The following is a 26,313-nucleotide window of genomic DNA, read 5'->3' on the forward strand; positions in this document are numbered from 1 at the left end:
AGGCAGGCTACTTGTGGATCCGGCTGAAACGAAGTTTAGAGGAACAATCCTGGTCCGGGTCGCGTTCCTTCGGGGAATCTGACGCCTACTTTCTGGATCTTGTTCCCGTCCATGGTTGCCACGGTCCAGATCGTGCCATGCCATTCGACCTGGTCCCCTACTACTGGAGCGCCTCCGACCTTCTGTCGGATGAACTGCGCCAGCGGCATTTTCGCGTCGAGGCCATCGAGTTTCAGGCCGTACAACGCCGCCACTGCACCCAGTTCGGCATCGCCTTCGAGCACGAAGTCGCCGAAGAAACGCAGGTCCAGGCCACGTTGCGGCGCCTGGCTGAACAGTTTGCCCAAGGCAGGCAGGTTGTGCTCGTGGCCGATCACGCAGAGCATGTCGCCAACTTCCAGCACGGTGCTGCCCGACGGGTGCAGCAGTTGCTCGCCACGGAACAGCGCGGCAATCCGCGTGCCTTCGGGCATTTTCAGTTCGCGCAGGGCGGCACCGATGCACCATTTTTCTGCGCCCAGACGGTAGACGAACATTTCCCACTCGCTGGTGATGTGCACCTCAAGGGCGGAACGGGAGATCGGCGCCGGGTCTGGCGGTACCGTCACCTTCAACAGCTTGGCCATCCACGGCAGGCTGGTGCCTTGCACCAGCAGCGATACCAGTACGATGAAGAAGGCCAGGTTGAAGAACAGTTGGGCGTCTGGCAGGCCCGCCATCAGCGGGAACACCGCCAGAATGATCGGTACCGCACCGCGCAGGCCGACCCACGAAATGAAGCCCTTTTCACGGCCGTGGAAAGCCTTGAACGGCAGCAGGGCAGCAACCACCGACAGTGGCCGCGCCACCAGGATCATCCACAGCGCCAGGCCCAGTGCTGGCAGGGCGATGGGCAGCAGGTCGTGCGGCGTGACCAGCAACCCCAGCACCAGGAACATGCCGATCTGGGACAGCCAGGCCATGCCGTCGAGCATATGCAGGATGCCATGGCGGCTACGGATCGGCCTGTTGCCCAGCACCAGGCCGCACAGGTATACGGCGAGGAAGCCGCTACCATGCAGGGCGTTGGTCAGCGAAAACACCACGAGGCCGCCGGCCACTACCAGAATGGGGTACAGGCCGCCGGCCAGATTAATGCGATTGACCAGTTGCAGCATCAGCCAGCCGCCGCCCAGGCCCACCAGCGCGCCGATACCGAACTCACGCAGCACGTGGCCCAGCAGGCTCCAATGCAGGCCGGTCTCGCCGCTGGCGATCATGTCGATCAAGGTGACCGTGAGAAACACCGCCATTGGGTCGTTGCTGCCCGACTCGATCTCGAGGGTAGCAGAAACCCGCTCGTTCAGGCCTTTACCGCCGAGCAGCGAGAACACTGCAGCGGCGTCGGTGGAGCCGACGATGGCGCCGATCAGCAGGCCCTGGATCAGGCTGAGTTGGAACAGCCAGGCGGCAACCAGGCCGGTGAGGGCGGTGGTGATCATTACCCCGACCGTGGCCAGCGACAGCGCCGGCCAAAGCGCTACGCGAAAGCTTGCTACCCGCGTGCGCAGGCCGCCGTCAAGCAGGATGACGGCCAGTGCCAGGTTGCCCACCAGGTAAGCAGTTGGGTAATTGTTGAAGATGATGCCGCCACCATCGACACCGGCGAGCATGCCGACGGCGAGGATGATGACCAGAATAGGGATGCCCAGGCGCGACGACAGCGAGCTGACCAGGATACTTGCACCCACCAGTAATGCGCCGATCAGGAACAGGCTATTGATGGTGCTTGCATCCAAAGGCAGGTACTCCGAGACAGCGAGGGGGAGGGACTTGGTAGCGCATTTATCAGCAAAAGCTAGCAGGTCGCGTGCCAATCGATTCTAACCTGAGGCCGACGCAGGCTGTAAAGCGATACCGCATCGTCGTTGCAGCTTGTGGCTGCAATGGTTCGCCCACTGTCAGGCAGCCGAGTAACATGAATGGCAGGAAAACCATTTCCCTCGCCTAGATGGCTCAGTGCCCGCTCGGGCAATTTCCTGATTTGCACTATTTGTTGGCGCACCAGGCGGCGGGCCATGTGCTTCGCTACCAGGCCACCGCGACAGCGGGGCGAGAGCGGCTGGTCAGGCAGATCAGTGGCAGGAATGCTTTCTCACGCTGCCCGCCTGAGCAAACGTGAAAGGGGCCGCTGTGCGGCCCCTGATCGAGGTCTCAGCCCTGCTTCACTTCACGCATCGGCTTGCCTTTCACTGGTGCATCCCCTGCCACGTAGTACTTGGCGGTGCTGCGCGGCAGTGGCTTGCGACCACGGATCTTGTCCGAAATCTTCTCGGCAATCATGATCGTGGTGGCATTGAGGTTACCGGTGATGATCAGCGGCATGATCGACGCATCGACCACGCGCAGGCCCTGCATGCCATGCACGCGGCCTTCACCATCGACCACGGCCATGTCGTCGGTGCCCATCTTGCACGAGCAGGATGGGTGGAAGGCGGTTTCGGCGTGCTCGCGGATGAACTTGTCCAGCTGCTCGTCGGTTTGCACGTCGGCGCCCGGGCTGATTTCGCGGCCACGGTACGGGTCCAGGGCCGGCTGGGCCATGATTTCACGGGTCAGGCGGATGCCGTCACGGAATTCCTGCCAGTCCTGCTCGGTGGACATGTAGTTGAACAGGATGCTCGGGTGTTGGCGTGGGTCTTTCGACTTGGCCTGGATGCGGCCACGGGCAGGCGAGCGCATGGAACCCATGTGCGCCTGGAAGCCATGTTCCTTCACGCCATTGGAGCCGTTGTAGTTAATCGCAACCGGCAGGAAGTGGTACTGGATGTTCGGCCACTTGAATTCAGGGCGGGTACGAATGAAACCACCGGCCTCGAACTGGTTGCTGGCGCCGATGCCGGTGCCATTGAACAGCCACTCGGCACCGATGGCCGGCTGGTTCCACCACAGCAGCGATGGGTACAGCGATACTGGCTGGGTGCAGGCGTACTGCAGGTACAGCTCCAGGTGGTCCTGCAGGTTTTCACCAACGCCCGGCAGGTCGTGCACAACCGGGATGTCGAGGCTTTCCAGCAGGGCGCGCGGGCCGACGCCGGAGCGCTGCAGCAGCTGCGGCGAAGCGATGGCGCCAGAGCTGACGATCACTTCCTTGCGGGCGCGGGCTTCAACGCGTTCTTCGCTGTCGCCGACCAGGTAGGTCACGCCTACGGCGCGCTTGCCGTCGAACAGCACGCGGTCGCTCAGGGCGTGGGTGACGATGGTCAGGTTCGGGCGTTTCTTGGCCTGGTCCAGGTAACCACGGGCGGTGCTGGAGCGGCGGCCATTCTTGGTCACCGAACGGTCCATCGGGCCGAAGCCTTCCTGCTGGTAGCCGTTGAGGTCTTCGGTGCGCGGGTAACCGGCTTGCACGCCAGCTTCAACCATGGCGTGGAACAGCGGGTTGTTGCCGGCCTTTGGCGTAGCAACGCTGACCGGGCCGTCACCACCGTGGTAGTCGTTAGGGCCGATGTCACGGGTTTCAGCTTTGCGGAAGTACGGCAGGCAGTCGAGGTAGGTCCAGTCTTCCAGGCCTGGCAGTTCTGCCCAGCCGTCGAAGTCCATGGCGTTACCGCGGATGTAGCACATGCCGTTGATCAGCGACGAGCCACCCAGGCCCTTGCCACGGCCACATTCCATGCGGCGGCCGTCCATGTGCGGCTCTGGGTCGGTCTCGTAAGCCCAGTTGTAGCGGCGGCCTTGCAGCGGGAATGCCAGGGCCGCTGGCATCTGGGTGCGGAAGTCGAAGCGGTAGTCGGGGCCACCGGCTTCCAGCAGCAAGACGGTGACGCCGGCGTCTTCGGTCAGGCGGGTCGCCAGGGTGTTACCGGCCGAGCCGGCACCGACGATGATGTAATCGAATTCTTGGGACATGAAAGTACCCTCGTGTTGGCGGTGATCGGGGAGCGGGTACGCCCGTGCGCGGTGGCACGGGCGTGGCTAGACAGGGTTCAGAAAACCGAGGTGTAGCCGCCCAACTCGACCTGGACCGACTTGATGCGAGTGTATTGAGCCAGCGAGCTGACGCCGTTTTCACGGCCGACGCCCGACTGCTTGTAGCCACCTACCGGCATTTCGGCCGGCGATTCACCCCAGGCGTTGATCCAGCAGATACCGGCTTCGAGCTTGTGGATGATGCGGTGGGCGCGGGTGATGTCGTTGGTGCAGACGCCGGCGGCCAGGCCGTAGTCGGTGTCGTTGGCACGGCGGATCACTTCTTCTTCGGTTTCGTAGGTGAGAATGCTCATCACCGGGCCGAAGATCTCTTCCTTGACGATGGTCATGTCGTCGGTGCAGTCGGTGAACACGGTCGGGGCAACGAAGGCACCTTTGGCGAAGTCACCGGCAGTCAGACGCTCGCCGCCGCACAGGACGCGGGCACCTTCTTCCTTGCCTTTGGCGATGTAGCCCAGCACGCTTTCCATGTGCTGGAAGCTGACCAGCGGGCCGAAGTTGGTGTTTTCGTCTTCCGGGTTGCCAACGCGGATGCGGGCAACGCGCTCGGCGATCTTGGCTTCGAAGGCCGCCTTCATTTCAGCTGGGATGAATACGCGGGTACCGTTGGTGCACACCTGGCCCGAGCTGTAGAAGTTGGCCATCATGGCGATGTCAGCGGCCTTGTCCAGATCGGCGTCGGCACAGATGATCAGTGGCGATTTGCCGCCCAGTTCCATGGTCACTTCCTTCAGCGAAGAGCTGGAGGCGCTGGCCATGACTTTCTTGCCGGTGGTGGTGCCGCCGGTGAACGACACTTTTTCGATGCGCGGGTGCTCGGTCAGCCAGGTGCCGACTTCGCGGCCGCTACCGGTCAGAACGTTGAACACGCCGTTTGGCAGGCCGGCTTCGGTGTAGATCTCGGCCAGTTTCAGAGTGGTCAGCGAGGTGACTTCCGACGGTTTGAAGATCATCGCGTTACCAGCGGCCAGGGCCGGGGCAGATTTCCACAGGGCGATCTGGATCGGGTAGTTCCAGGCACCGATGCCCACGGTCACGCCCAGCGGCTCGCGGCGGGTGTAGACGAAGGACGATTCGCGCAGCGGGATCTGCTCGCCCTCGATGGCCGGTACCAGGCCTGCGTAGTATTCCAGCACGTCGGCGCCGGTGACGATGTCGACGTAGCGGGTTTCGGAGTAAGACTTGCCGGTGTCCAGGGTTTCCAGCATGGCCAGCTCGTCGTTGCGCTCGCGCAGGATGTCGACGGCGCGGCGCAGGATGCGCGAACGCTGCATGGCGGTCATCGCGGCCCAGATCTTCTGGCCACGCTCGGCGCTTTCCACGGCCTTCTCGACGTCTGCCTCGGTAGCACGCTGTACGTGGGCGAGGACTTCGCCAGTGGCCGGGTTGATAGCTTCGAAAGTGGCATCGCTGCCAGCGTCGACGTAAGCGCCATCAATGTAGAGTTTTTGCGTTCCGAAACGGGCCATAGTGTCCTCGCAAGTGCAGTGTGTGGTTTGGCTTGCGCGTCATGCTCCTGCCGGGTTGGCAAGGGCCCTGCGCGCATGGTCAGCAGCCTGGTCGTTTGTGCCCAGGGTGTGCTGCTTGGCCAGTTGTAGTTCCATGTATTCGTAAGCAATCCGTACCGCCTGGTCGGTGTCGAATGCATCACCCGACAGGGCGCCACGCAGCCACAAACCGTCGATCAGGGCTGCCAGACCGCGGGCTGCCTTGCGCGCATGGTAGAGCGGCAGGACGCGGCGGAACTGGCAGCACAGGTTGGAATACAAGCGGTGGTCGTTGATCCGCTGCAACCTGTGCAAATCGGGCTGGTGCATGCTGGAAGCCCAGAAGGCCAACCAGGTTTTCATTGCCGGGCCGTTTACCTGGCTGGCATCGAAGTTGCCCTCGATGATCACTTTCAGGTGAGCGCGCGGGCTGTCGTCTTTCAGGGCCTGGCGACGTGCTCTGACGCCTTCGTTGAGCATGCTCATGATGTAACCCATCGTCGCTGCGATCAGGCCGTTCTTGTCCCGAAAGTAGTGACTGATGATGCCGTTCGACACACCGGCCAAACGGGCAATCAGCGCAATGCTGGCGTCCCCCAGTCCGACCTGATCGACCGCCTGCAAGGTGGCTTCGATCAACTGCTGGCGCCGGATGGGTTGCATACCGACCTTGGGCATCTTGCTATCTCCTCAGGCCTGCGAGCAGACGACAGGCGGCTGACTCGGCGAAGGCCAGTCTATTTTGTTTTGATTGAACGTTCAATCAATAAAGAATAAGCTCTGCGACAATTTGTGCCATTGACAGTTTTTCAGGCGGTCGAGAAGGCACGGATTGACACCCCAGGAAATCGTGTAACCCCCGGAATACAAGGCGTTGACGGGCGTGAGCGATGCGAAATGCAGATTCTGCCGTACGGTCATTGGTCCTGCGACAGGCCCTTGGAGCGGGCGGGGTGACCTGTGACGAATGCGCGCACCTGCGTTGAGGCGTGGCATTTTCAGCAGGCCACCTATCTGTTTTTGGCAACGTATCGATTCGGGATCACGGTTTCCAGGGTTCATTTATAACACCTGATGCAGTGGGGATATTCCACCAATTGCTCGGGAAAGACTGATTAGCCTCCACAGCCGCACTGCCCGGAGCATTCGTGCAATGAGTTCTGCCTCACTTATCAAGCCCCCCGCCGAGAGGGTACGGGTCAACCGCGTGGTGTTCTTCACTTCTGCGCTGATGATCCTTGTTCTGACTGCCTTGCTGATCGCTGCACCCGAAACCGCCGGCCAGGTGCTGGGCGTGGCCCAGAAGTGGCTGACGCGCACCTTCGGCTGGTACTACATGCTGGTCATTTGCGGATACCTGCTGTTCGTCGTCTACCTGGCTTTCTCCGACTACGGCAGCCTCAAGCTGGGTGGCAAGGACGACCAGCCGGACTTCAGCTATGGCGCCTGGGCCGGCATGCTGTTCTCGTCCGGTATCGGTATTTCGCTGCTGTACTTCGGCGCCTCCGAGCCGCTGGACCACTATTTCAACCCACCGGAAGGCACACCGGCCAGCCTTGAGGCCGCGCGCCAGGGCTTGCAGCTGACCTTCCTGCACTGGGGCCTGCACGGCTGGGCGATCTATGCCCTGGTCGGCCTGGCCGTGGGTTACTTCGCTTACCGCCACAACCAGCCGCTGGCACTGCGCTCGGCGCTGTACCCGCTGGTGGGCGAGCGTTGGGTCAAGGGTGCTGCCGGCAATGCCGTCGACATCTTCGGCATGTTCGTCACCCTGCTTGGCCTGGTGACCAACCTGGGTATCGGCTCGATGCAGGTCTCTTCGGGCCTGGAATACCTGTTCGGCATGGACCACAGCAAGACCAACCTGCTGGTGGTGATTCTGGTCATGGCCGGTGTGGCCACCGTGGCTGCGGTCTCGGGTGTGGAAAACGGCATTCGTCGCCTGTCCAACCTGAACATCGTGCTGTTCAGCGGCCTGCTGATTTTCGTATTGCTGGGCGGCGAAACCCTGCACCTGCTCAATGGCCTCGTGCAGAACGTCGGTGACTACCTCAACGGCATCGTGCTGAAAACCTTCGACCTTTATGTGTATGAAGGCGAAGCCGGCAAGTCCGAGCGCTGGTTGGGCCTGTGGACCGTGTTCTACTGGGCCTGGTGGATCTCCTGGGGCCCGTTCGTCGGCATGTTCATTGCGCGTATCTCCAAGGGCCGTACCGTGCGCCAGTTGGTCATGGGCGTGCTGCTGATTCCGCTGGGCTTCACCCTGGCCTGGCTGTCGATCTTCGGCAATACCGCACTGGACCTGGTGATCAACCAGGGCGCTGTGGAACTGGGCAAGACTGCGCTGGAACAGCCGTCGATGTCGATCTACCAACTGCTGGAATACTTCCCAGCGGCCAAGATCGTGATTGGTGTGGCGGTGTTCGTCGGTTTCGTGCTGTTCCTCACCCCGGCCGACTCCGGCGCGGTGATGATGGCCAACCTGTCGTGCAAAGGCGGCAAGGTCGACGAAGACGCCCCGCACTGGATGGTGGTGTTCTGGTCCGTGGTGATCACCCTGGTGACCATCGGCCTGCTGTTTGCCGGTAACTTCGAGGCCATGCAGACCATGGTCGTGCTGGCGGGCCTGCCGTTCTCGGTGGTGCTGGTGCTGTTCATGTTCGGCCTGTACAAGGCCATGAAGCAGGACGTGGTGATCGAGCAGGAGCGCGCCGAACTGGCCGCCCGCGGCCGTCGCGGCTTCAGCGAGCGCCTGACCCAGCTGGAACTGCAGCCGACCCAGGCCGTGGTGCAGCGTTTCATGGACAAGCAGGTCAGCCCGGCGTTGAAAGAAGCCGCTGCACAGCTGCAGACGTTGGGCTTCGAGGTGGAAACCCGCGTTGGCCAGTCGCGCAACCTGATGGGCTTGCGGGTGATGATGGAAGAAGGCAACCCGTTCGTCTATGAGGTGAGCCTTGACGGCTATATGGCCGCGCCGAGCGAGGCGCCGGTCGAGGGTGAGCCTGAACTGCGCCAGCGCTTCTACCGCGCCGAGGTCTACCTGCATGACGGCAGTCAGGAATACGACCTGATGGGCTTTGCCCCAGACCAGATCGTGCGTGATGTGCTCGACCAGTTCGAGAGCCATCGCCAGGTGCTTGGCCGCGTCTATAGCTGACTGCCCGGCAGGTCGCCGCACCGCCAGGTGCCGCGGCCTGCCAGCAGTAATATGTAGCACCTCTTTCGATAACATCTCCAGGACGCTTTGTGGTTCATTCCATAACGAGTCCTGGTCATGCCCGCCACTCACGCGCACAACCTCAAACACGCAGTCGCCGCCCAGTTCGCCAGCCGTCCCACGCTCCGCCAGGTCGCAGGGGAACAGGTCATGAAGGTGATCCTGGAGCACTATCCTCTGGTTGGCGTGCATCGCCCTGAGATGACCTCGGCTGCACCGCTGTACCTGATGTCCCTGCAGCCGGATGGCGTCTGGCACCCTCAGCCGCTGGTGGATGTGGTGCTGCAGGCCCTGCTTGCGGCTAAACCACTGGACCTCGCCCCAGCGGGTGACTACCGCCTTAGCCTGAACCCGCCCCGGCGCTTTTTCGCCATCGAGTCGAGCCTCGAAACTGCCGAGGGCGATTTGATCGAGCCCGCGCGCCTGACCGATGGCCTCAACGCATTGCTGCCGATGCTGCTATGGCACTTCCAGCAAGCGCAGATCGACTATTGGAACGGCGACGCCACGATCGACCGCGACCTGTGGTTGCAGCAGTTGTTGCGCGCCAACCTGCTCGATGGCCTGAAAGACGAAGCGCTGGACGACGAACAACGCAAGCTGCTGCGTGACCTGATGATGGGCAACCGCACCGGGCTCGATGTGCAGCTGGTGCGGGTTGCGTTACGTGAGGGCGAAGACACTTTCCATGAGCTGTTGCCCGGTTTGCTGATTACCGCCTCCAGTGAAGTTCGCGAACTGACACTCTGGTGTTCTCCCGAAGGCCTGGTCCGCAGTTTTGACGCCCAGGCTTCATTCGGCGCGGCGTTGCAAATACAGATGGCTGGACGTTACCGGTTTGATGAGTTGAGCTGGCAGGGCCTGACTGTGGAGGGCGACGCTTTCGCCCTGTACAGCGCCTTGCTGCTGGAAATCTTGCTCGAACGCTTGGCCCGCCTGCGCTGGAGTGCGATCGACAGCGTCGACCAACTGGAGCATTACTGCCATTTGGCCTGCGAGCCCGCGTCCTTTTTTGCCGAGTTCAGTGACCAGGGCACCGGTGGGCTGGGCCTGGCGCTTCCCAAGGGCCTGTCGCGAGCCGATACGGATAGCCAGACCGCCTACCTGCAAGCCATGCTCGACTTGTCGCTACTGCAACAGCACAGCCCAGCCCAGGGCATTCAGGACGGTCTGCCGGACTTGCACACCTATGCGGCGACGCGCCTGCGCGAAGCGATGCTGCATGACCACCCGGTAGACGCCAATTACTTTCCTGATGACCTTATCCTCAGCGTCGAGACCTTTGTCAGTGACGGTCACGGGCTGGGCTTCGGCCAGAAGACCGGTGAAAAGAAGTTGACCCTGACGCAACTGGCGATCGGCCGCCTGGATGCCACAGCAGGAGGGGTGGTGACACACATCGCGCACCGGGAAAACCAGCTGATCATGAAGTGGATGACCATTGATTACGTCCGTGAGCTGGTGCAGCGAGTCGACATCGGCGGTACGTATCCACGTCATGTACAGTCGATGCTCGATCGCTCGGCGAGCCGCGCCGAACACATCTCGGCATTTGCCATACGCTGGCGTATTACCCTGATGTTCGATGCCGCGCGGGCGCGTGCAGTCAAGCGGCTCGACAAGTTCGCCTACGGTGCCCTGGCAGAATTCTGCCGCAGCGGCCAGGAAGGTGCAGCGGCTGTGCGCATTGCGGCGCTTGCGTTCAAACGCTCGCCGACATCAGAGAGGGTCGATGTGGCGCATGGTTTCTACGTGATCGAACTCATCGAGTTGGGGGCTCATCTGTTGTATTGCCCGCTGTACACCGACAAGGCACTGATTCAGTTCGACAGCGCTCAGGCACTGTTGGATGCGATCAGCCGCCCGGGGGCGTTGCAGGACAACGTGCTGCTTTGGATCGAGCAAGCTCAGCGCGCGGTCTACGACAATGGTGGCTTCCGGGAGCCGCACCTGCCCCAATGGCTGCCCGACCCTTACACACTCCCGGAGAAACCGCAGCCTGTTCAGTTGGCGCTGCAATTCTGGGCGCAGGACGTGGATCGGCAGATGTTCGAAGCCAAGGGCCGGATGTTGCTGGAGCTGGCGGATCGCAGCGCCATGAGTAACAGCGAGGTGCGCTGGCGGCTGGTCACGGCATTTTCCTGGGAGCTGCTGAACGTTGTGTTTCCGGTGTTACCAGGGCCGCTCACCTCGGTTGCCTGGCTTTACATCGGCATGCGCAGCTTGATCAACGATGTGCAGGGGCTGGCCAGCTCGCATCTCGACGAGCGAATCCAGGCGATGGTCGATGTGCTGAACAACACCTTGCTGGCCCTGATACACCTGCAAACGCCGCAACTGGCAACGCCGGCCATTTCTGGCGACCTGCCGCCATTGCTGCTCGAGGGGCCACCTGCGGGCAATGGGGTCGAGCTGGCGAAGCTTTCCACGGTAACGCGGGAGCCTAGTGCCTCGGTCGACAGCCTGCAGGCCATGGCCAATACCCAGCTCGACTTTTCCTGGCGTGGGGCTGGGGGGCTCAACGGCCTGTCAAGTGCCCAGCGCGGCCAAATGCGGGCGTTGGCGGCCAGCGTTTCACTGGAGGGGCGCAAACCGCAGACGCAGGGCGTGGCTGCGGGGCTGGTACGGATTGGGGGTGATTTTCATGTGTCTCTGGACGGTGATGTCTACCGAGTCAGCCTTGATAACGCAGCATTTCGCATCATCGGTCCGGACGGCACGCTTGGGCCGTATCTGATGCGCGACGGTGATGTCTGGCACCTCAATAATTCGCGCTTGCACGGTGGCAATGATCGCTCCGGCGAGTTGGCCCGCGAGCGATTGCGCAAGAAGCTTAGCGGTCCGATCGCCAAGGCTCAGGCCGAGATAGAGCGGCTTCTCTTGGCCGCGGAGGCTGCCACGAAGGATTTCAACGCGTTGAGCGAGCAGGTTGTCGGTTTGCGTGATCCGGTAAACAAAGTCGAGGACCGGCTGCAAAAGGCGCCACCAACCGACCCGGGCGAACGTGCGCAATTCGAGCAGGCTACCGAGTTGTTCAAGCGCAAACTCCAGCAGTTGCACGAGCAGACGAATGCGCTGCGCACCCGGCGCCTGGCGTTGAACGACAGACTGTTTCAGGGGTATCTCGAGGCTGAACGCAACATTATCTATGTGCTCGACAAGGCGAGCGCCTCGACGCAGGGCGGCAGCGTGAGAGATCAACGGATACTCTTGGGCCAGGTCCGCAAGAACCTGATCAGCTTTGGCATGTTCTTCATTGATGAACTCCTGGCCTTGGGTGGGTTCAGGGAATATGACCAACTCACCAATGCGCTCAATGTCGCACCGCCAGAGAAACAGGCCGAGTTGTATGCCAGGTTCCGGACGATGTTGGAAAAGTTGCTTGAAGAGCAGCCCAGGATCATCAATGTCTCCGGCCAGTTGGATCGCCTGTTGGCCATCACCGATATCGACATGCAAGTGCCTTACATCAATACCACTCTTACCGTCTCGAGCATTATCGCGAGCCGTAAGACGACCACGATCAACATCCGGTTTTTCCAGGCCATGGGCCTGGTCGAGCTGGCCCTGCAGTGGCACACAGGCACGCCTACCCAGCACTACATGATCTTCCGCCATGCGCTCGCCAGTCAGCGTCTGCGGGTGGCCGCACAAACGCATCATCTGCTGATGTTCTGTGACTTGCCTGTCGCCGAACGCATCGAGGTGCTGCAAAGTGCGTGGGACGAATACCTCGCGGCGATTCTCAACGCCGAACGGATCAAGACACTCGGCAGCAAGCTCATCGATGTCCAGCGCCTTGAGGCCTACAAGCAACAGATGGTGGAACTGAAAACCATAGCCGGTGAGGCGTTGGTCGAGGCCATGCGCGAGCAGGCGGACGGGCAGGTTCGTGGCACACGTCGTGCGGTCTATTCACGAAAGAGCCTGCAGGTGGCCCATACGCGGGCTGGTCAGATAGTCATTGGCAGCGAATCGGTGGTCGACGGGCAGGCGGTGCTGCAAGTTGTAGCGGCTTTCAACAAGAGCGCGCTGCATCGCTTCCAGAAGCAGGGAAACACCTGGGTTGAAGAGGTAGCCGCGGGCGAACCGGAACAGCAGTCGAGGAATTCTACGCCGGACTCCGAAAGGAACAACCGGGAACTGGCCGAGGCCATGCTGGCACAGAACGAAAATGTCATCGCTCAAGCCAGAGCCCTGGTTGCCAAGGATGCTGACGACATGGGCCTGATGTCGATGCTGGACGGCCAGATCAACGAAGTGGCCGAGCTGCGGGAACAGCTCAGCGATGCCGACGCAGAGCACGCGCTGCTGGCAGGCATGGACGATGCGTTGATTCAGTTGCGCCAGGCCCGCCGCGACTGTTTGGTAGCGCTTTACAGCAAGACGCGCTACCCAGGTTCCAGAGGGCTGAATTTTCTCCATCAGCAGGGGTTGCTCGCCGTGGAATATGTCGGGCCTCGGCAGGTGGTCTCCGATGGCTATCTGGACGAATACCGGATCAGCCTGTTGCCTGCTCCCGGCGAGGCCAAGGGTAGACCCTTGTGGGCCGCGCATTTCCACTTTGCCGACTCGCAGGCAGCGCCGACGGCGTTTGGCAAAGGCCATCTCAAGCTGTGGAGCCAGCGCAAGATGGGGTATCGCGAGCAAATGAAGGCGGCGAGCGAGGGGCAGGTACTGAGCATTTATCGGGGTAACCTGACCTACGCACAGGCCAGGGATGTCATTCCGTTCAACCTCTGAACATTCGCCCGGGTGGCCCAGCGGTTGCCCGTGATCAGCAAATGCTAGCGATTGCTGTAACGGCCATGCTTACCGTGTGCAGGCATGGCCTGGTTGCCACGTGTGGCGATCATCTGTTGCAGCGTGACCAGTTCGATACCCAACTGCTTGAGCCGGGGAATTTGACTTTCCAGCACCGCGAGCGTCTGCGGGTATGGGTGGCCGATCAACACCGCGGAGCCTTGCTTGCGGGCCAGCGCGATACCCTGTTGCAGCTGAGCGTCGATGGCTTCCAGTGTGCGCACGTCATCCAGAAATACATCCCGCGACACATGCGCCACATCGTGTGCTTGAGCCTCGGCCGCGGCGACCGTGGCGGCACTGGTGCGGCTGTCGACGAAGAACAGTTGGCGCCGCTGCAGCTCGCCCATCAACCACGCCATGGGTTCACGCTGTGCGGTCATGCGGCTGCCCATGTGGTTGTTGATGCCGGCGGCGTAGGGCACCTTGACCAATGCTGCGTCCAGCCGCCGCGCCAGCTCTTCGATGGCGATGCCCGGGTGCCAGGCATAGGGCCCGGTGGCCGGGTCCATGGGCATGTGCAGGATCACCGTCTTGCCGGCCTTGTGTGCCTGGCGGGCAAAGTCGGTGGCATGCGGGGTGTCGGGCATGATCGCCATGGTTACCGGCCCGGGCAGGGCCAGGGTACGGCTGTCACGCTCGGTGCTCTGGCCCAGGTCGTCGATGATGATGCTCATGTAGGCCTTGTTGGCCGGCGCCGCTTGCGCGATTCCGGCCATCAGGCAAAACAACAGACACAGCAGATAACGCATAGGGTGGCTCAGTCGCCCTTGGTGATGTTCAGGCCCTTGAGCAGGCTCAGTGCCTGGCTCAGCTGGAAGTCGTCATCCTGCGGGCGTTCCTTGCGCTTGCTGCTGCCCGTCGGGCGGTCGGCGCCGCCGTTGCCGTTGCCCAGGTGGCCCTGCAGGTCGGCTTCCTTGAAGTTTTCGGTGTCGGCCTCGGCGGTGAGCTTGGCCTGGCGCACTTCGATGTCCGGGACGATGCCCTGGGCCTGGATCGAACGGCCGTTGGGGGTGTAGTAGAGCGCAGTGGTGAGCTTCAGGGCGCGGTCGTTGGCCAGTGGCAGCACGGTCTGCACCGAGCCTTTGCCGAAGCTGTCGGTACCCATCAGTACGGCGCGCTTCTGGTCCTGCAGGGCGCCAGCGACAATTTCCGATGCCGATGCACTGCCACCGTTGATCAGCACCACCAACGGCACGCCTTCGCTGGCATTGGCCGGGTTGGCCGAGAAACGCAGCTCGGAGTTGGCGATGCGGCCCTTGGTGTAGACGATCAGGCCTTTGGTCAGGAAGTGGTCGGCCACTTCCACCGCCGACTGCAGCACGCCGCCTGGGTTGTTGCGCAGGTCCAGCACTACCCCGCGCAGCTTCTTGCCGTTGTCCTTGCGCAGCTTGGCCAGCGCCTTGCCCACTTCGTCACCGGTCTTGACCTGGAACTGGGTGATACGGATGTAGCCGTAATCGTTCTCCAGTAGCTGGCTCTTCACGCTCTTGACCTGAATGACCGCACGGGTCAGGTTCACGTCAAACGGGGTGCCACCGTCGCGCACCAAGGTCAGGGTGATTTTCTCGCCGACCTTGCCGCGCATCTTGTCGACCGCTTCGGTCATGGTCTGGCCGCGGGTCGGGGCGCCGTTGATCTTGACGATCAGGTCACCAGCCTGCACGCCGGCCCGCGAGGCCGGGGTGTCGTCGATTGGCGAGACCACCTTGATGAAGCCGTCTTCCTGGCCTACTTCAATGCCCAGCCCGCCGAACTCGCCGCTGGTGCTTTCCTGCAGTTCCTGGAAGTCCTCGGGGCCAAGATAGGCCGAGTGCGGGTCAAGGTTGCTAAGCATGCCCTTGATGGCGTTTTCCAGCAGGGTCTTGTCGTCTACCGGTTCGACATAGGCGGCCTTGATACGGTCCAGGACCTCGGCGAAGGTGCGCAGTTCTTCCAGCGGCAGTGGCGCCTTGGCGGTCACCTCGGTGGCTGGCACTGCGGCGGCCTTGGCCGGCTCTGCGGCGGTGGCCAGGGGCGCGCCTACCGCCAGGGCGATGGACAGGGCCAGCTGGGTGAGACGAGGCGAGTGCAGCATGTCGAACGAACTCCTGATCCTGTAAGCGCTCCCTGGGGAGCATCGGCGCAGCACTCAGGCTGCGCCGTAGAAATGTGACTAGGCTTTGTACGAAAAGCCTTGATACTTGTTCATGCTGCGTTGAAAACAGCCTCGGAATGCTCATGTACTCCAGTACAGTCGGGCGCGACCCCGGCCGTTCCTCGGCTGTTTTCGCCTTGCCTGACCTGCGTCTCAAGACTTTTCGTACAGAGCCTAGCCCCGGCACCACTGCGAAGGGTCGGTAGGCCGGCCCTGCTGGCGGATCGCGAAATACAAGCCTGTCGTGTCCTGACCACCGCTGTTGCCAACGGTGGAAATGGCTTCACCGGCCTTGACGATGTCACCGGCATTCTTGAGCAGGCTCTGGTTGTGGCCGTACAGGCTCAGGTAACCGTTGCCATGGTCGAGAATGACCAGAAGCCCGGCGCCGCGCAACCAGTCCGCGAAAACCACGCGCCCGCCGTGCACGGCGCGTACCTGAGTGCCCGGGGTGGCGCTGATCATCACTCCGTCCCATTTGGCACGGGCGTCGCTGCCGCGGGCATCGCCGAAACGAGCCAGCAGTCGACCATTGACTGGCCATGGAAGTTTGCCCCGCGCAGCAGAAAATGCGCCGCCGTAGTTCGCACCATCGCTGGAAACCATCGGCCCGAGGGTGGTGCGGGCCTTTTTCGGCGGCTCCGCTGGCTCACGGGCCTGGTCGCGGGCAGCCGCGGCGGCCAGCGCTTCCTGCTTGCGGCGTTTTTCCGCTTCCTGCTGCGCCAGCAGGGCCTTCTTGCGCGCTTCTTCAGCTTCACGGGCCTGGCGGGCGAGGGTTTCCTCGATGGTCTTCAGGACCTTGGCCAGGTCGGCCTGGTCCTGTTCACGCGCTTGCAACTTTTGGCCGCGGTCCTTTACATCGCTGTTGAGCTTGGCCAGTACCTGCTGGCGCTTGGCGCGCTCGGTTTCCAGCGCCTGGCGGCGGCTGTCGAGGTCCGCGCGCTGGGCCAGCAGCTGTTGCTGCTGGCTGGAAATTTCCTGTTCGACGTTGGCCAGTTGGCGCAAGGTCTCGTTGAAGGTGCGCAATTGCTCCAGGCGCGCCTTGCTCAGGTAGTCGTAATAGGTGAGGGTGCGGGCGAATTTCTCGGGGTTCTGCTGGTTGAGCAGCAGCTTGAGGTATTCCTCGCGACCGTTGTTCTGGTAGGCCGAACGGGCCTGGATGGCGATCAGTCGTTGTTGTTCAACGCGGGCGCTCTGGAGTTTTTTTTTCTCGGTATCAAGGCGCTCCAGCTCGCCTTCAGTCTTTTTTAGTTCTTGCTGCAGGGCCTCCACCTGCTTTTCGAGGTTGCCGATGTCGGTTTCGGTGGTTTTGAGGTCCTTTTGCACACCGGCCTTTTCTTCCTGGAGCTTGCTCAGCGTTTTCTTGAGCTCGGCAATGTCCTGGCGGGTGGCATCCAGTTGCTGCTGGGTCTGCGCGCGCTCATCGGCGAAGGCCGGGCTGAGCAGGCAAGACAAGGCTAGGAGGATCAGGGCGCGAAGCATGGGGTTTGGCGTACCAAGGATGGAGACTGGCCTAGTATGCCCGCGTGGGCAGGCAAAAAAAACGCCTCGCTGCGGATGCAGGGGGGCGTTTGTCTGGAATTCATGTGCAATTGGGGCTGCAAAGCAGCCCCTCGTTGCCATTCAGGCGTCGACCAGAATCGAGGTACCGGTCATTTCCACCGGCTTTTCCAGCCCCAGCAGCTTCAGCATGGTTGGCGCCACGTCGGCCAGCACGCCGCCCTCACGCACTTTCACGTTGCGCTTGCCAACATAGATGAACGGTACCGGCTCGGTAGTGTGTGCAGTGTGCGCCTGGCCGGTGCACTCGTCCTCCATCTGCTCGACGTTGCCGTGGTCGGCGGTGATCAGCGCCTCGCCGCCGACCTTGTCCAGCGCGTCGACAATGCGGCCTACGCAGGTATCCAGCGCTTCGACGGCCTTGACTGCCGCTTCGAACACGCCGGTGTGGCCGACCATGTCACCGTTGGCGTAGTTGACCACGATGACGTCGAAGCGCTGCTGTTCGATGGCTTCGACGATGCGATCGGTCACCTCTGGTGCACTCATTTCCGGTTGCAGGTCATAGGTGGCGACCTTCGGCGACGGGATCAGGATGCGTTCTTCGCCTTCGAACGGCTCTTCGCGGCCACCAGAGAAGAAGAAGGTGACGTGGGCATATTTCTCGGTTTCGGCGATGCGCAGCTGGGTCTTGCCGTTTTTCGCCAGGTATTCGCCCAGCACGTTGTTGAGGCTGGATGGCGCAAAGGCTGCTGGTGCCGGGATCTTCGCCGAATACTGGGTCAGGCCGATGTACGCCGCCATCTTTGGCAGGCGCGCACGGGCGAATTCCGTGAAGTCTGGCTCTACAAATGCACGCGACAGTTCGCGAGCACGGTCGGCGCGGAAGTTCATGAAGATCACGGCATCGCCATCTTCGACCTTGACGGCTTCGCCGATGCGCGTGGCCTTGACGAATTCGTCGCTCTCGTCGCGGGCGTAAGCTGCTTCAAGGCCTGCTTGGGCCGTGTCAGCGGTGTACTCGGCAGCGCTGTCGACGATCAGGTTGTAGGCGGCGCTGACACGGTCCCAGCGGTTGTCGCGGTCCATGGCGTAGTAGCGGCCGATCAGGCTGGCGATGCGGCCCTTGCCCAGCTTGGCGAAGGTGGCATCGAGCAGTTCGATGGACGACTGCGCGCTGCGTGGCGGGGTGTCGCGGCCATCGAGGAAGGCATGCAGGTAGATCTTTTCGGCGCCACGCTGGGCGGCCAATTCGGCCATGGCCACCAAGTGGTCCTGGTGGCTGTGTACGCCACCATCGGACAGCAGGCCGAGAATGTGCACGGCCTTGCCAGCACTGGCTGCCTTGTCCACAGCACCGGTCAGCACCGGGTTTTCGAAGAACTCGCCGTCGCGGATGGCCTTGGTCACCCGGGTGAAGTCCTGATAGACGACACGACCTGCGCCGAGGTTCATATGACCGACTTCGGAGTTGCCCATCTGCCCGTCCGGCAGGCCGACATCCATGCCCGAGCCGGAAATAAGGCCATGCGGCTGGGTGGCGCACAGGCGGTCATAGACCGGTTTATTGGCGGCAAAGATGGCATTGTGTTCGGGGATATCGCTATGGCCGAAGCCATCCAGGATAATCAGGACCAGGGGTTTGGGCGTGCTCGTCATCAATCAAACTCACGGTTGTTCAAAGATGATAAAGACACGCATTTTAGGGCAAATACGCCACCCGCGGCGAATATTCGTCCCATTCCACCGACCGGCGCACCTGTGCTAGCAACATGAAGGTGGTTTTGTGGCCGGCCCGTCGGGCTTTGGTGGCACCAAGGGGCTGTGTATACTGGCCGGCATTTTCAATCGCCTGGAACACCGCTGATGGTTGCTCACCTGATTCAATTCGCGACAGATCACTACATCCTGGTTGCGATCTTCCTCATTTTGCTGGTCCTGCTGCTTATCAATGAAATCCGTCGTGGTGGCCAGAGCCTGACTAACGGCCAACTGACAGCCATGGTCAATGCCGAGAAGGCCCTGGTGATCGACATTCGCCCGGCCAAGGAATACTCCGCTGGTCATATCGTCGGTGCGGTGAACATCCCGCAGGACAAACTGGCCAACCGCATGACCGAGTTGGGCAAACATAAAGAGAAGACCCTGATTGTCGTCGACGCGATGGGCCAGCAGTCCGGCACTATTTGCCGCGAGCTGCTCAAAGCTGGTTACAACGCCGCCAAACTGAGCGGTGGCGTTTCCAGCTGGAAAGCCGATAACCTGCCCCTGGTGAAGTGATATGAAGCCTGTCATCGTCTATTCCAGCGACTACTGCCCCTACTGCATGCGCGCCAAGTACCTGCTCGAGAGCAAGGGCGTGGCCTTCGAGGAAATCAAGGTCGACGGCAAGCCGCAGGTTCGCGCCGAGATGAGTCAGAAAGCCGGCCGTACGTCGGTGCCGCAGATCTGGATCGGCAGCACCCATGTCGGTGGATGCGATGACCTCTATGCCCTGGAGCGCGCCGGCAAGCTCGACGCGCTGCTGGCGGCCTGATTTGCACTGCATTCAAAAACATTAGGATAAGGATCTGACATGACTGACCAACAGACCAACGGCGCTGCTGCAGAAGACAACAGCCCTCAGTTCTCCCTGCAACGCATCTATGTGCGCGACCTGTCGTTCGAGGCCCCGAAAAGCCCGCAGATCTTCCGTCAGACCTGGGAGCCGAGCGTTGCCCTGGACCTGAACACCAAGCAGAAATCCCTGGAAGGCGACTTCCACGAGGTCGTGCTGACCCTGTCGGTTACCGTCAAGAACGGTGACGAAGTGGCTTTCATTGCTGAAGTGCAGCAGGCCGGTATCTTCCTGATCGCCAACCTCGATGCGCCTTCGATGAGCCACACCCTGGGTGCGTTCTGCCCTAACATCCTGTTCCCTTATGCCCGTGAGGCCCTGGATAGCCTGGTGACTCGCGGTTCGTTCCCGGCGCTGATGCTGTCGCCTGTCAACTTCGACGCCCTGTACGCGCAAGAAATGCAGCGTATGCAGGAAGCGGGTGAAGCGCCTACTGTGCAGTAATAACTGCCGGTATGAAGAAAGCGCCTCTCGGGGCGCTTTTTTTTGCCTGTGCGGGCCTCTTCGCGGGTAAACCCGCTCCTACAGGGGATTGGGCCGTTCCCTCAATCTGTGTAGGAGCGGGTTTACCCGCGAAAAGGCCGGCACAGGCGACACATCAGCTCCCGGCAAACCCGTTCTGCCGCCACGCCTCATACACCGTCACCGCCACGGTATTGGACAGGTTCAGGCTACGGCACCCCGGCCGCATCGGCAGGCGCAGGCGGTGTTCGGCCGGCAGGCTGTCCAGCACCTCGGCCGGCAGCCCGCGGCTCTCCGGCCCGAACAGGAAGGCATCGCCCGGCTGGAAGGCCACTTCGTGGAACGGGTGCGAGCCCTTGGTGGTAAAGGCGAACAACCGTGGGTTGCCAAGGCTTTCCAGGCATCCGGCCAAGCTCTCGTGACGCTTGAGCGTGGCATACTCGTGGTAGTCCAGCCCTGCGCGGCGCAGGCGCTTGTCATCCAGTTCGAAGCTGATGGGTTCGATCAGGTGCAGGGCGCAGCCGCTGTTGGCGCATAGACGAATGATGTTGCCGGTATTCGGCGGAATTTCTGGTTGAAAAAGGATGACGTGAAACATGCACGGCTCCAAGCGTGAAGATGACGGGCATTCTACTCCTGAACCGGACGTGCGTTCGAAGGCCTTCCCACGGGTGATGCTGTCGTTGGCGATCGTCGGCTTGATGGTGGGGCTGATGATCGGTCGCCTGACTACGCCCGACGAGCGTGAGTTGCAACAGGTGCAGGTGATGCAGGATGGCCTGGAGCTTTGGTTCAACGAAGAGCCCAAGCTGCATGGCGAGAACGTGGAAGGGACAGTGGCATTGCTGTTCCAGGCCCAGGGCAAGGCTCAGCAAGGGCAGCTTAGCCTGCAAGGCAAGCCGGTGAGCTGGCGGATACAGCACACCAAGGAAGGTTTGTTGCTGACGGTGGTGGCCGCGCGCCCTCTGCACGGCGAATGGGCCGGTGCAGAGGACGCTGGGCGCTGGCGGGTGCAAGTGAAACTGCACGAATAAAAGAGGGGATATCCCGGCCTGCCTGTACCAGGGTCCCCAAAAGGGGTACTGCGTATAAAGGGGGGATGTCCCGGCCTGCCTGTACCGAGGTCCCCAAAACGGGCGGTGCTGCGTATAAAAGAGGGGTTCACCCGGCCTGCCTGTACCAGGGCCCCCGAAACTGGAGATGTATTGCTTATTGCAGGGGGCGTGCCAGTTTTGCAAAAGCCGTGAATACTGGGCTTTGCGGGTGATTTGGCCGGATTTTAAGGGTATTTGTGCCTTCGAGAGGTGCAGCCGGCACAGGAACGGTGCATTCAGACGGCTGAAATGGCTGGGGCCGCTTTGCGCCCCATCGCGACACAGGATCGTGGTAGGAGCGGGTTTACCCGCGAATACGGTGGTGGCGGCAATGGTGAGCGGCAGGTGGAGATTGGCCAGCAGGCCCGGCCTCTTCGCGGGTGAACCCGCTCCTACGACGACCCCGATGTATGTCCATCGCATCAGCCTTGGGGCAGAGGTGATCCCGTGGGAGCGGCCTTGTGTCGCGATGGGCTGCAAAGCAGCCCCAGCAATCTAGAAGGCTAATTCAGAGCTCAGTGGTCATCACCTTCCTCATCATCCCCACCAGCCACATTCATCCCCAATTCCTTGATCTTGCGCGTCAGGGTGTTACGCCCCCAGCCCAGCAACAGCGCGGCATCCCGCCGGCGTCCGGCGGTGTGCTTGAGTGCCGTCTCGATCATGATCCGTTCAAAGCTCGGCACTGCGCTGTCCAGCAGGCTGGTCTGCCCGCGCGCCAAGGCCTGGTCGGCCCACTGGCGCAGGGCCTGCTCCCAGTTGGTTACCGGCGCGGCGTCTTGTGGCAGGTTCAGCAGTTCTGGTGGCAGGTCACCGATCAGCACTTCGCGGCTGGAGGCCATCACGGTAATCCAGCGGCAAGTGTTCTCCATCTGCCGCACGTTGCCCGGCCATGGCAGGTTGCGGATGAACTCTTCAGTCTCCGGCTTGAGGATCTTCGGCTCGACTGCCAACTCCTGGGCGGCCCGGGCAAGGAAGTGGCGGGCGAGGGCGGGGATATCTTCGCGGCGGTCGGCCAGGCGCGGAATGTGGATACGGATGACATTAAGACGGTGGAACAAGTCTTCACGGAACTTGCCGGCCTGCACCAGTGATTCCAGGTTCTGGTGGGTGGCGGCGATGATGCGCACGTCGACCTTGACTGGCACGTGGCCGCCCACGCGGTAGAACTCGCCGTCGGCCAGCACGCGCAGCAGGCGGGTCTGGGTGTCGGCGGGCATGTCCCCGATTTCGTCGAGGAACAGCGTGCCGCCATCGGCCTGCTCGAAACGGCCCCGACGCAAGTTGGCAGCACCTGTGAAGGCGCCTTTCTCATGGCCGAACAGCTCCGACTCCATCAGATCCTTGGGGATGGCGGCCATGTTCAGGGCAATGAACGGCGATGCTGCGCGCGGGCTGTGTCGGTGCAGGGCGTGGGCCACCAGTTCTTTGCCGGTGCCGGACTCGCCGTTGATCAGCACGGTGATGTTGGAGTGGCTGAGGCGGCCGATGGCACGGAACACCTCCTGCATCGCCGGGGCTTCGCCAATGATTTCCGGGGTGCGCGCCAGGTTCTGTGGCACATCCAGGCCTTGCTGCTCCTGGGCATGCTGGTTGGCGCGCTTGACCAGCGATACCGCTTCGTCGACATCGAATGGCTTGGGCAGGTACTCGAAGGCACCGCCCTGGTACGAGGCCACGGCGCTGTCCAGGTCGGAGTGGGCGGTCATGATGATGACCGGCAGGCGCGGGTGTTGCTCGCGGATCTGCGCCAGCAGGTCGAGGCCGCTGGTGCCAGGCATGCGGATGTCGGAAATGATCACGTCGGGTTGCTGGCGTGCCAAGCGCCCCATGACACCGTCTGCGCTGTCGAAGCTCTGGGTGGTCATGCCTTCCTGTTGCAGGGCTTTTTCCAGGACCCAGCGGATGGAGCGATCATCGTCGACGATCCAGACGGTTTCACTTCGGCTCATGAGGCGGTGGCTCCTTGTTCCAGAGGCAGGTAAATCGAGAAGGCGGTATGGCCTGCGTGGCTTTCACACTCGATCAGGCCCTGGTGCTGGCTGATGATGTTCTGGGTAATGGCCAGGCCCAGCCCGGTACCGTCCGGGCGACCACTGACCATGGGATAGAAGAGGGTGTCTTGCAGTTCCGGCGGGATGCCCGGGCCGTTGTCGATGATCTCTACCCGCGCTACCAGGCGGTGACGCACGTGGCCGATGGTGAACTGGCGCAGGGCGCGGCTGCGCAAGGTAATGCGACCCAGGCGCAGCTCATTCTGCGCGCTGATCGCCTGCATGGCGTTGCGCACGATGTTGAGTACGGCCTGAATCATCTGCTCTCGGTCGATCAGCACGTCCGGCAGGCTCGGGTCGTAATCGCGCACCAAAGTGATGCACCCCTGGCTTTCGGCATCGACCAGGCTGCACACCCGCTCCAGCACTTCGTGAATATTGGTCATGGCCAGCGAAGGCAGCTTGTTCGAGCCGAGCATGCGGTCGACCAGGTTACGCAAACGGTCAGCCTCTTCGATGATTACATTGGTGTAATCGCGCAGCCCTTCCTCGGGCAGTTCGCGGGCCAGTAGCTGGGCCGCTCCGCGGATGCCGCCAAGGGGGTTCTTGATTTCGTGGGCCAGGCCGCGTACCAGCATCTTGGTGGTTTCCTGCTTGCTCAGTTGAGCCTCTTCCTTGGTGATGCGCAGCAGCCGGTCCCGCGGATGCACTTCGAGCAACAGCAGGGTCTGGCCTTGATGCAGTATCGGTGTTACCGCGTAGTCGACAGTGATGGTCTGCCCGGTCAGCGATGTAAGCTGCGCTTCACGCTTGGTGAACGGGTGCGCCTGCTCGACCGCCTGGCGCAGCGAGCTGAGCGCCTCGGTCGATTCGGTGAACAGTTCGCTGATGAACTGCCCATGGCTGCGCTGGCCACTGACGGCCAGTAGCATTTCTGCGGCCGGATTCATGTACTCCAGGCGCAGCTCGGCGTTGAGCAGCAACGTGGCAGTGGTCAGGTTGTCCAGAAGCAGACGGTGCTGTGCATCGCTGATGGTCATAAGGCGTCGTTGACCTCTTTTGGCGCTTGCCTGGCACTGTTATGGCCAGGGCCGGACGCGGGGTGGATCCACTGATGCGAGACTCTTGATAAGAAAATGCAAGAAACAAACCAAAGCGCCGAAAAGAAGCGGAATTTGCCGAGAAAGGCCTGAAACTGCGCAAATTCGGACCAGAAAGTCTTGGTGAAACGTTTAATTTGAACCAGATTGGGGAGCAAATGAGGGCATGGTGTGAATTAGTGCACCAAGATAGAGCATAGCGTGACAGGCGGGGTTGCAGTGCTTCTGCTTGGTGCGCAGAAACGAAAACGGCCTCCCGGAGGAGGCCGTTGTGATCAGGTCATCGGCGCGGGGCGCCAATCAGATCAGCAGCTGTAGTACAGCTCGTATTCCAGCGGGTGTACGAAGGTGCGCACCTTGATTTCTTCTTCGCTCTTCAGCTCGATGAAGGCATCGATGAAGTCGTCGGAGAACACGCCGCCCTTGGTCAGGAACGCACGGCCTTTATCCAGCTCTTCCAGAGCTTCTTTCAGGCTGCCGCACACTTGCGGGATGTTCTTGGCTTCTTCTGGCGGCAGGTCGTACAGGTTCTTGTCGGCCGCGTCGCCTGGGTGGATCTTGTTCTGGATGCCGTCCAGGCCAGCCATCAGCAGGGCCGCGAAGGCCAGGTACGGGTTGGCCGATGGGTCCGGGAAGCGTGCTTCGATACGGCGGGCTTTCGGGCTGCCAACGTAAGGAATACGGATCGAGGCGGAACGGTTGCGAGCCGAGTAGGCCAGCATTACCGGGGCTTCGAAGCCTGGAACCAGACGCTTGTAGGAGTTGGTCGACGGGTTGGTGAAGCCGTTCAGGGCCTTACCGTGCTTGATGATACCGCCGATGAAGTACAGGGCGGTGTCGGACAGGCCGGCATAGCCTTCACCCGAGAAGGTGTTCTTGCCGTCTTTCCAGATCGACATGTGCACGTGCATGCCCGAGCCGTTGTCGCCGTACAGTGGCTTCGGCATGAAGGTGGCGGTACGGCCGTAAGCGTCGGCAACGTTGTGCACGACGTATTTCAGCGCCTGTACTTCGTCAGCCTTCTTCACCAGGGTGTTGAACTTGACGCCGATTTCGTTCTGGCCGGCAGTCGCCACTTCGTGGTGGTGAACTTCAACGGTCTGGCCCATTTCTTCCAGAGCGTTGCACATGGCAGTACGGATTTCGTGGTCGTGGTCGAACGGCGGAACCGGGAAGTAGCCACCTTTCACGCCTGGACGGTGGCCTTTGTTACCGCCTTCCACGTCAGCGCCGGTCATCCACGAGCCCTGCTCGGAGAAGATCTTGAACATCGAGCCGGAGATGTCCGACTGGAACTTCACTTCGTCGAAGATGAAGAACTCAGGCTCTGGGCCGGCGAATACGGTGTCACCGATGCCGGTGCTCTTCAGGTACTCTTCGGCGCGCTTGGCGATTGCACGTGGGTCACGATCGTAGCCCTGCATGCTCGACGGGTCGACGATGTCGCAGGTAATGATCAGGGTTGGCTCTTCGGTGAACGGATCCAGAACGGCGGTTTCGTCAACCGGCATCAGGATCATGTCGGAGGCTTCGATGCCTTTCCAGCCAGCGATGGAGGAACCGTCGAACATCTTGCCGACTTCGAAGAAGTCTTCGTCCAGCGCATCACGCGACGGCATGGTCACGTGGTGCTGAGTGCCTTTGGTGTCCGTGAAACGCAGATCAATCCACTTGACGTCATGATCTTTGATGAGTTGAACCGACTTCGACATGTTGTCCTCCGGATGGTCTAGAGCGCGGTGGGCCGCTGCCCTGGAAAAAGGGTGTTGCCGGGCGCGGATAGTCGGCCAAGCTTACCTGCCTCACAAGGGAGCAAATTGCATGCCAGTGCCCGAAAATGGCGAGGCTGGGATAAAAGGGGGCGTTTGCGGGCATTTGGCGTTGGGGTGGCGGGCAGAAGTGCACCCTTACGATGCGTTTTTTGATCATC

The 26,313-nt window shown here is 61.5% G+C and carries 18 protein-coding genes and 1 pseudogene; 7 read left to right on the forward strand and 12 right to left on the reverse strand.

Annotation, left to right across the window (positions count from 1 at the left end; genetic code table 11):
• Nucleotides 1–35: 35 nt before the first annotated feature.
• From J3A98_RS25950 to betI, 4 genes are all read right to left on the reverse strand, one after another.
• Nucleotides 36–1,778 (reverse strand): potassium/proton antiporter, encoded by a 1,743-nt coding sequence (locus J3A98_RS25950; RefSeq protein WP_209969463.1) that lies wholly within the window; start codon nucleotides 1,776–1,778, stop codon nucleotides 36–38.
• A gap of 415 nt (nucleotides 1,779–2,193) precedes the next feature.
• Nucleotides 2,194–3,891: a choline dehydrogenase gene (gene betA / locus J3A98_RS25955; protein ID WP_209969467.1), complete on the reverse strand. Its 1,698-nt coding sequence runs from the start codon at nucleotides 3,889–3,891 to the stop codon at nucleotides 2,194–2,196.
• Between the two features lie 77 nt (nucleotides 3,892–3,968).
• Entirely contained in the window at nucleotides 3,969–5,441 is a 1,473-nt protein-coding gene (gene betB / locus J3A98_RS25960; RefSeq protein WP_176684799.1) for a betaine-aldehyde dehydrogenase, read from the reverse strand.
• Nucleotides 5,442–5,480: 39 nt separating this feature from the next.
• Nucleotides 5,481–6,137, reverse strand: coding sequence for a transcriptional regulator BetI (gene betI / locus J3A98_RS25965; protein ID WP_209969470.1), 657 nt, complete (start codon nucleotides 6,135–6,137; stop codon nucleotides 5,481–5,483).
• A 532-nt stretch (nucleotides 6,138–6,669) separates the two neighbouring features.
• On the opposite strand from betI, the pseudogene J3A98_RS25970 reads away from it, so the two are divergent.
• From J3A98_RS25970 to J3A98_RS25980, 3 genes and pseudogenes are all read left to right on the forward strand, one after another.
• Nucleotides 6,670–8,195: pseudogene (locus J3A98_RS25970) on the forward strand (BCCT family transporter); the annotation flags it as partial.
• Nucleotides 8,196–8,373: 178 nt separating this feature from the next.
• Complete coding sequence (locus J3A98_RS25975) at nucleotides 8,374–8,616, forward strand: hypothetical protein (protein WP_176684801.1); 243 nt, start codon at nucleotides 8,374–8,376, stop codon at nucleotides 8,614–8,616.
• Between the two features lie 117 nt (nucleotides 8,617–8,733).
• Nucleotides 8,734–13,419, forward strand: a complete 4,686-nt coding sequence (locus J3A98_RS25980) for a DUF6543 domain-containing protein (RefSeq protein WP_209969473.1) — start codon at nucleotides 8,734–8,736, stop codon at nucleotides 13,417–13,419.
• Nucleotides 13,420–13,463: 44 nt separating this feature from the next.
• Here J3A98_RS25980 and J3A98_RS25985 read toward each other — a convergent pair whose 3' ends face one another.
• The 4 genes from J3A98_RS25985 to gpmI form a co-directional block, all read right to left on the reverse strand.
• Nucleotides 13,464–14,231, reverse strand: a complete 768-nt coding sequence (locus J3A98_RS25985; protein ID WP_176684803.1) for a divergent polysaccharide deacetylase family protein — start codon at nucleotides 14,229–14,231, stop codon at nucleotides 13,464–13,466.
• A gap of 8 nt (nucleotides 14,232–14,239) precedes the next feature.
• The gene (locus J3A98_RS25990; RefSeq protein ID WP_176684804.1) at nucleotides 14,240–15,556 is read right to left on the reverse strand and encodes a S41 family peptidase; all 1,317 of its coding nucleotides are present in this window, start codon (nucleotides 15,554–15,556) and stop codon (nucleotides 14,240–14,242) included.
• A 234-nt stretch (nucleotides 15,557–15,790) separates the two neighbouring features.
• A complete protein-coding gene (locus J3A98_RS25995) occupies nucleotides 15,791–17,098 on the reverse strand; it encodes a murein hydrolase activator EnvC (RefSeq protein WP_209969479.1) in 1,308 nt (435 codons plus the stop codon).
• Between the two features lie 141 nt (nucleotides 17,099–17,239).
• The gene (gene gpmI / locus J3A98_RS26000) at nucleotides 17,240–18,775 is read right to left on the reverse strand and encodes a 2,3-bisphosphoglycerate-independent phosphoglycerate mutase (protein WP_176684806.1); all 1,536 of its coding nucleotides are present in this window, start codon (nucleotides 18,773–18,775) and stop codon (nucleotides 17,240–17,242) included.
• Nucleotides 18,776–18,982: 207 nt separating this feature from the next.
• On the opposite strand from gpmI, the gene J3A98_RS26005 reads away from it, so the two are divergent.
• From J3A98_RS26005 to secB, 3 genes are read left to right on the forward strand one after another with little or no spacing between them, the layout of a single operon-like run.
• A complete protein-coding gene (locus J3A98_RS26005; RefSeq protein ID WP_176684807.1) occupies nucleotides 18,983–19,396 on the forward strand; it encodes a rhodanese-like domain-containing protein in 414 nt (137 codons plus the stop codon).
• A gap of 1 nt (nucleotide 19,397) precedes the next feature.
• The gene (grxC, locus tag J3A98_RS26010) at nucleotides 19,398–19,652 is read left to right on the forward strand and encodes a glutaredoxin 3 (RefSeq protein ID WP_003249204.1); all 255 of its coding nucleotides are present in this window, start codon (nucleotides 19,398–19,400) and stop codon (nucleotides 19,650–19,652) included.
• Between the two features lie 39 nt (nucleotides 19,653–19,691).
• Nucleotides 19,692–20,177, forward strand: coding sequence for a protein-export chaperone SecB (gene secB, locus J3A98_RS26015; RefSeq protein WP_003249206.1), 486 nt, complete (start codon nucleotides 19,692–19,694; stop codon nucleotides 20,175–20,177).
• Nucleotides 20,178–20,331: 154 nt separating this feature from the next.
• Here secB and trmL read toward each other — a convergent pair whose 3' ends face one another.
• Complete coding sequence (gene trmL, locus J3A98_RS26020) at nucleotides 20,332–20,793, reverse strand: tRNA (uridine(34)/cytosine(34)/5-carboxymethylaminomethyluridine(34)-2'-O)-methyltransferase TrmL (protein ID WP_003249209.1); 462 nt, start codon at nucleotides 20,791–20,793, stop codon at nucleotides 20,332–20,334.
• On the opposite strand from trmL, the gene J3A98_RS26025 reads away from it, so the two are divergent.
• A complete protein-coding gene (locus tag J3A98_RS26025; protein WP_209969484.1) occupies nucleotides 20,792–21,229 on the forward strand; it encodes a hypothetical protein in 438 nt (145 codons plus the stop codon). The genes trmL and J3A98_RS26025 overlap by 2 nt on opposite strands.
• Nucleotides 21,230–21,804: 575 nt before the next feature.
• Here J3A98_RS26025 and ntrC read toward each other — a convergent pair.
• The 3 genes from ntrC to glnA all read right to left on the reverse strand — a co-directional run bounded on the left by ntrC (nucleotide 21,805) and on the right by glnA (nucleotide 26,095).
• Entirely contained in the window at nucleotides 21,805–23,241 is a 1,437-nt protein-coding gene (gene ntrC / locus J3A98_RS26030) for a nitrogen regulation protein NR(I) (protein WP_003249213.1), read from the reverse strand.
• On the reverse strand, nucleotides 23,238–24,323 hold the full coding sequence (glnL, locus tag J3A98_RS26035; protein WP_209969488.1) for a nitrogen regulation protein NR(II): 1,086 nt from the start codon (nucleotides 24,321–24,323) through the stop codon (nucleotides 23,238–23,240). The genes ntrC and glnL overlap by 4 nt, the downstream gene beginning before the upstream one ends.
• Before the next feature lie 365 nt (nucleotides 24,324–24,688).
• Nucleotides 24,689–26,095, reverse strand: a complete 1,407-nt coding sequence (glnA, locus tag J3A98_RS26040; RefSeq protein WP_021783715.1) for a type I glutamate--ammonia ligase — start codon at nucleotides 26,093–26,095, stop codon at nucleotides 24,689–24,691.
• Nucleotides 26,096–26,313 lie beyond the last annotated feature (218 nt).

This window comes from Pseudomonas sp. BP6 (assembly GCF_017875935.1).
Taxonomy (GTDB): domain Bacteria; phylum Pseudomonadota; class Gammaproteobacteria; order Pseudomonadales; family Pseudomonadaceae; genus Aquipseudomonas; species Aquipseudomonas putida_Y.

What these genes read in the sequence shown, in the direction of transcription:
- J3A98_RS25995 (WP_209969479.1), bottom strand. Translation starts at nt 17,098, where the DNA reads ATGCTTCGCGCCCTGATCCTCCTAGCCTTGTCTTGCCTGCTCAGCCCG.
- glnA (WP_021783715.1), bottom strand. Translation starts at nt 26,095, where the DNA reads ATGTCGAAGTCGGTTCAACTCATCAAAGATCATGACGTCAAGTGGATT.
- ntrC (WP_003249213.1), bottom strand. Translation starts at nt 23,241, where the DNA reads ATGAGCCGAAGTGAAACCGTCTGGATCGTCGACGATGATCGCTCCATC.
- betA (WP_209969467.1), bottom strand. Translation starts at nt 3,891, where the DNA reads ATGTCCCAAGAATTCGATTACATCATCGTCGGTGCCGGCTCGGCCGGT.
- J3A98_RS26005 (WP_176684807.1), top strand. Translation starts at nt 18,983, where the DNA reads ATGGTTGCTCACCTGATTCAATTCGCGACAGATCACTACATCCTGGTT.
- J3A98_RS25975 (WP_176684801.1), top strand. Translation starts at nt 8,374, where the DNA reads ATGATGGAAGAAGGCAACCCGTTCGTCTATGAGGTGAGCCTTGACGGC.
- gpmI (WP_176684806.1), bottom strand. Translation starts at nt 18,775, where the DNA reads ATGACGAGCACGCCCAAACCCCTGGTCCTGATTATCCTGGATGGCTTC.
- J3A98_RS26025 (WP_209969484.1), top strand. Translation starts at nt 20,792, where the DNA reads ATGCACGGCTCCAAGCGTGAAGATGACGGGCATTCTACTCCTGAACCG.
- J3A98_RS25990 (WP_176684804.1), bottom strand. Translation starts at nt 15,556, where the DNA reads ATGCTGCACTCGCCTCGTCTCACCCAGCTGGCCCTGTCCATCGCCCTG.
- secB (WP_003249206.1), top strand. Translation starts at nt 19,692, where the DNA reads ATGACTGACCAACAGACCAACGGCGCTGCTGCAGAAGACAACAGCCCT.
- J3A98_RS25980 (WP_209969473.1), top strand. Translation starts at nt 8,734, where the DNA reads ATGCCCGCCACTCACGCGCACAACCTCAAACACGCAGTCGCCGCCCAG.
- betB (WP_176684799.1), bottom strand. Translation starts at nt 5,441, where the DNA reads ATGGCCCGTTTCGGAACGCAAAAACTCTACATTGATGGCGCTTACGTC.
- glnL (WP_209969488.1), bottom strand. Translation starts at nt 24,323, where the DNA reads ATGACCATCAGCGATGCACAGCACCGTCTGCTTCTGGACAACCTGACC.
- J3A98_RS25985 (WP_176684803.1), bottom strand. Translation starts at nt 14,231, where the DNA reads ATGCGTTATCTGCTGTGTCTGTTGTTTTGCCTGATGGCCGGAATCGCG.
- betI (WP_209969470.1), bottom strand. Translation starts at nt 6,137, where the DNA reads ATGCCCAAGGTCGGTATGCAACCCATCCGGCGCCAGCAGTTGATCGAA.
- grxC (WP_003249204.1), top strand. Translation starts at nt 19,398, where the DNA reads ATGAAGCCTGTCATCGTCTATTCCAGCGACTACTGCCCCTACTGCATG.
- trmL (WP_003249209.1), bottom strand. Translation starts at nt 20,793, where the DNA reads ATGTTTCACGTCATCCTTTTTCAACCAGAAATTCCGCCGAATACCGGC.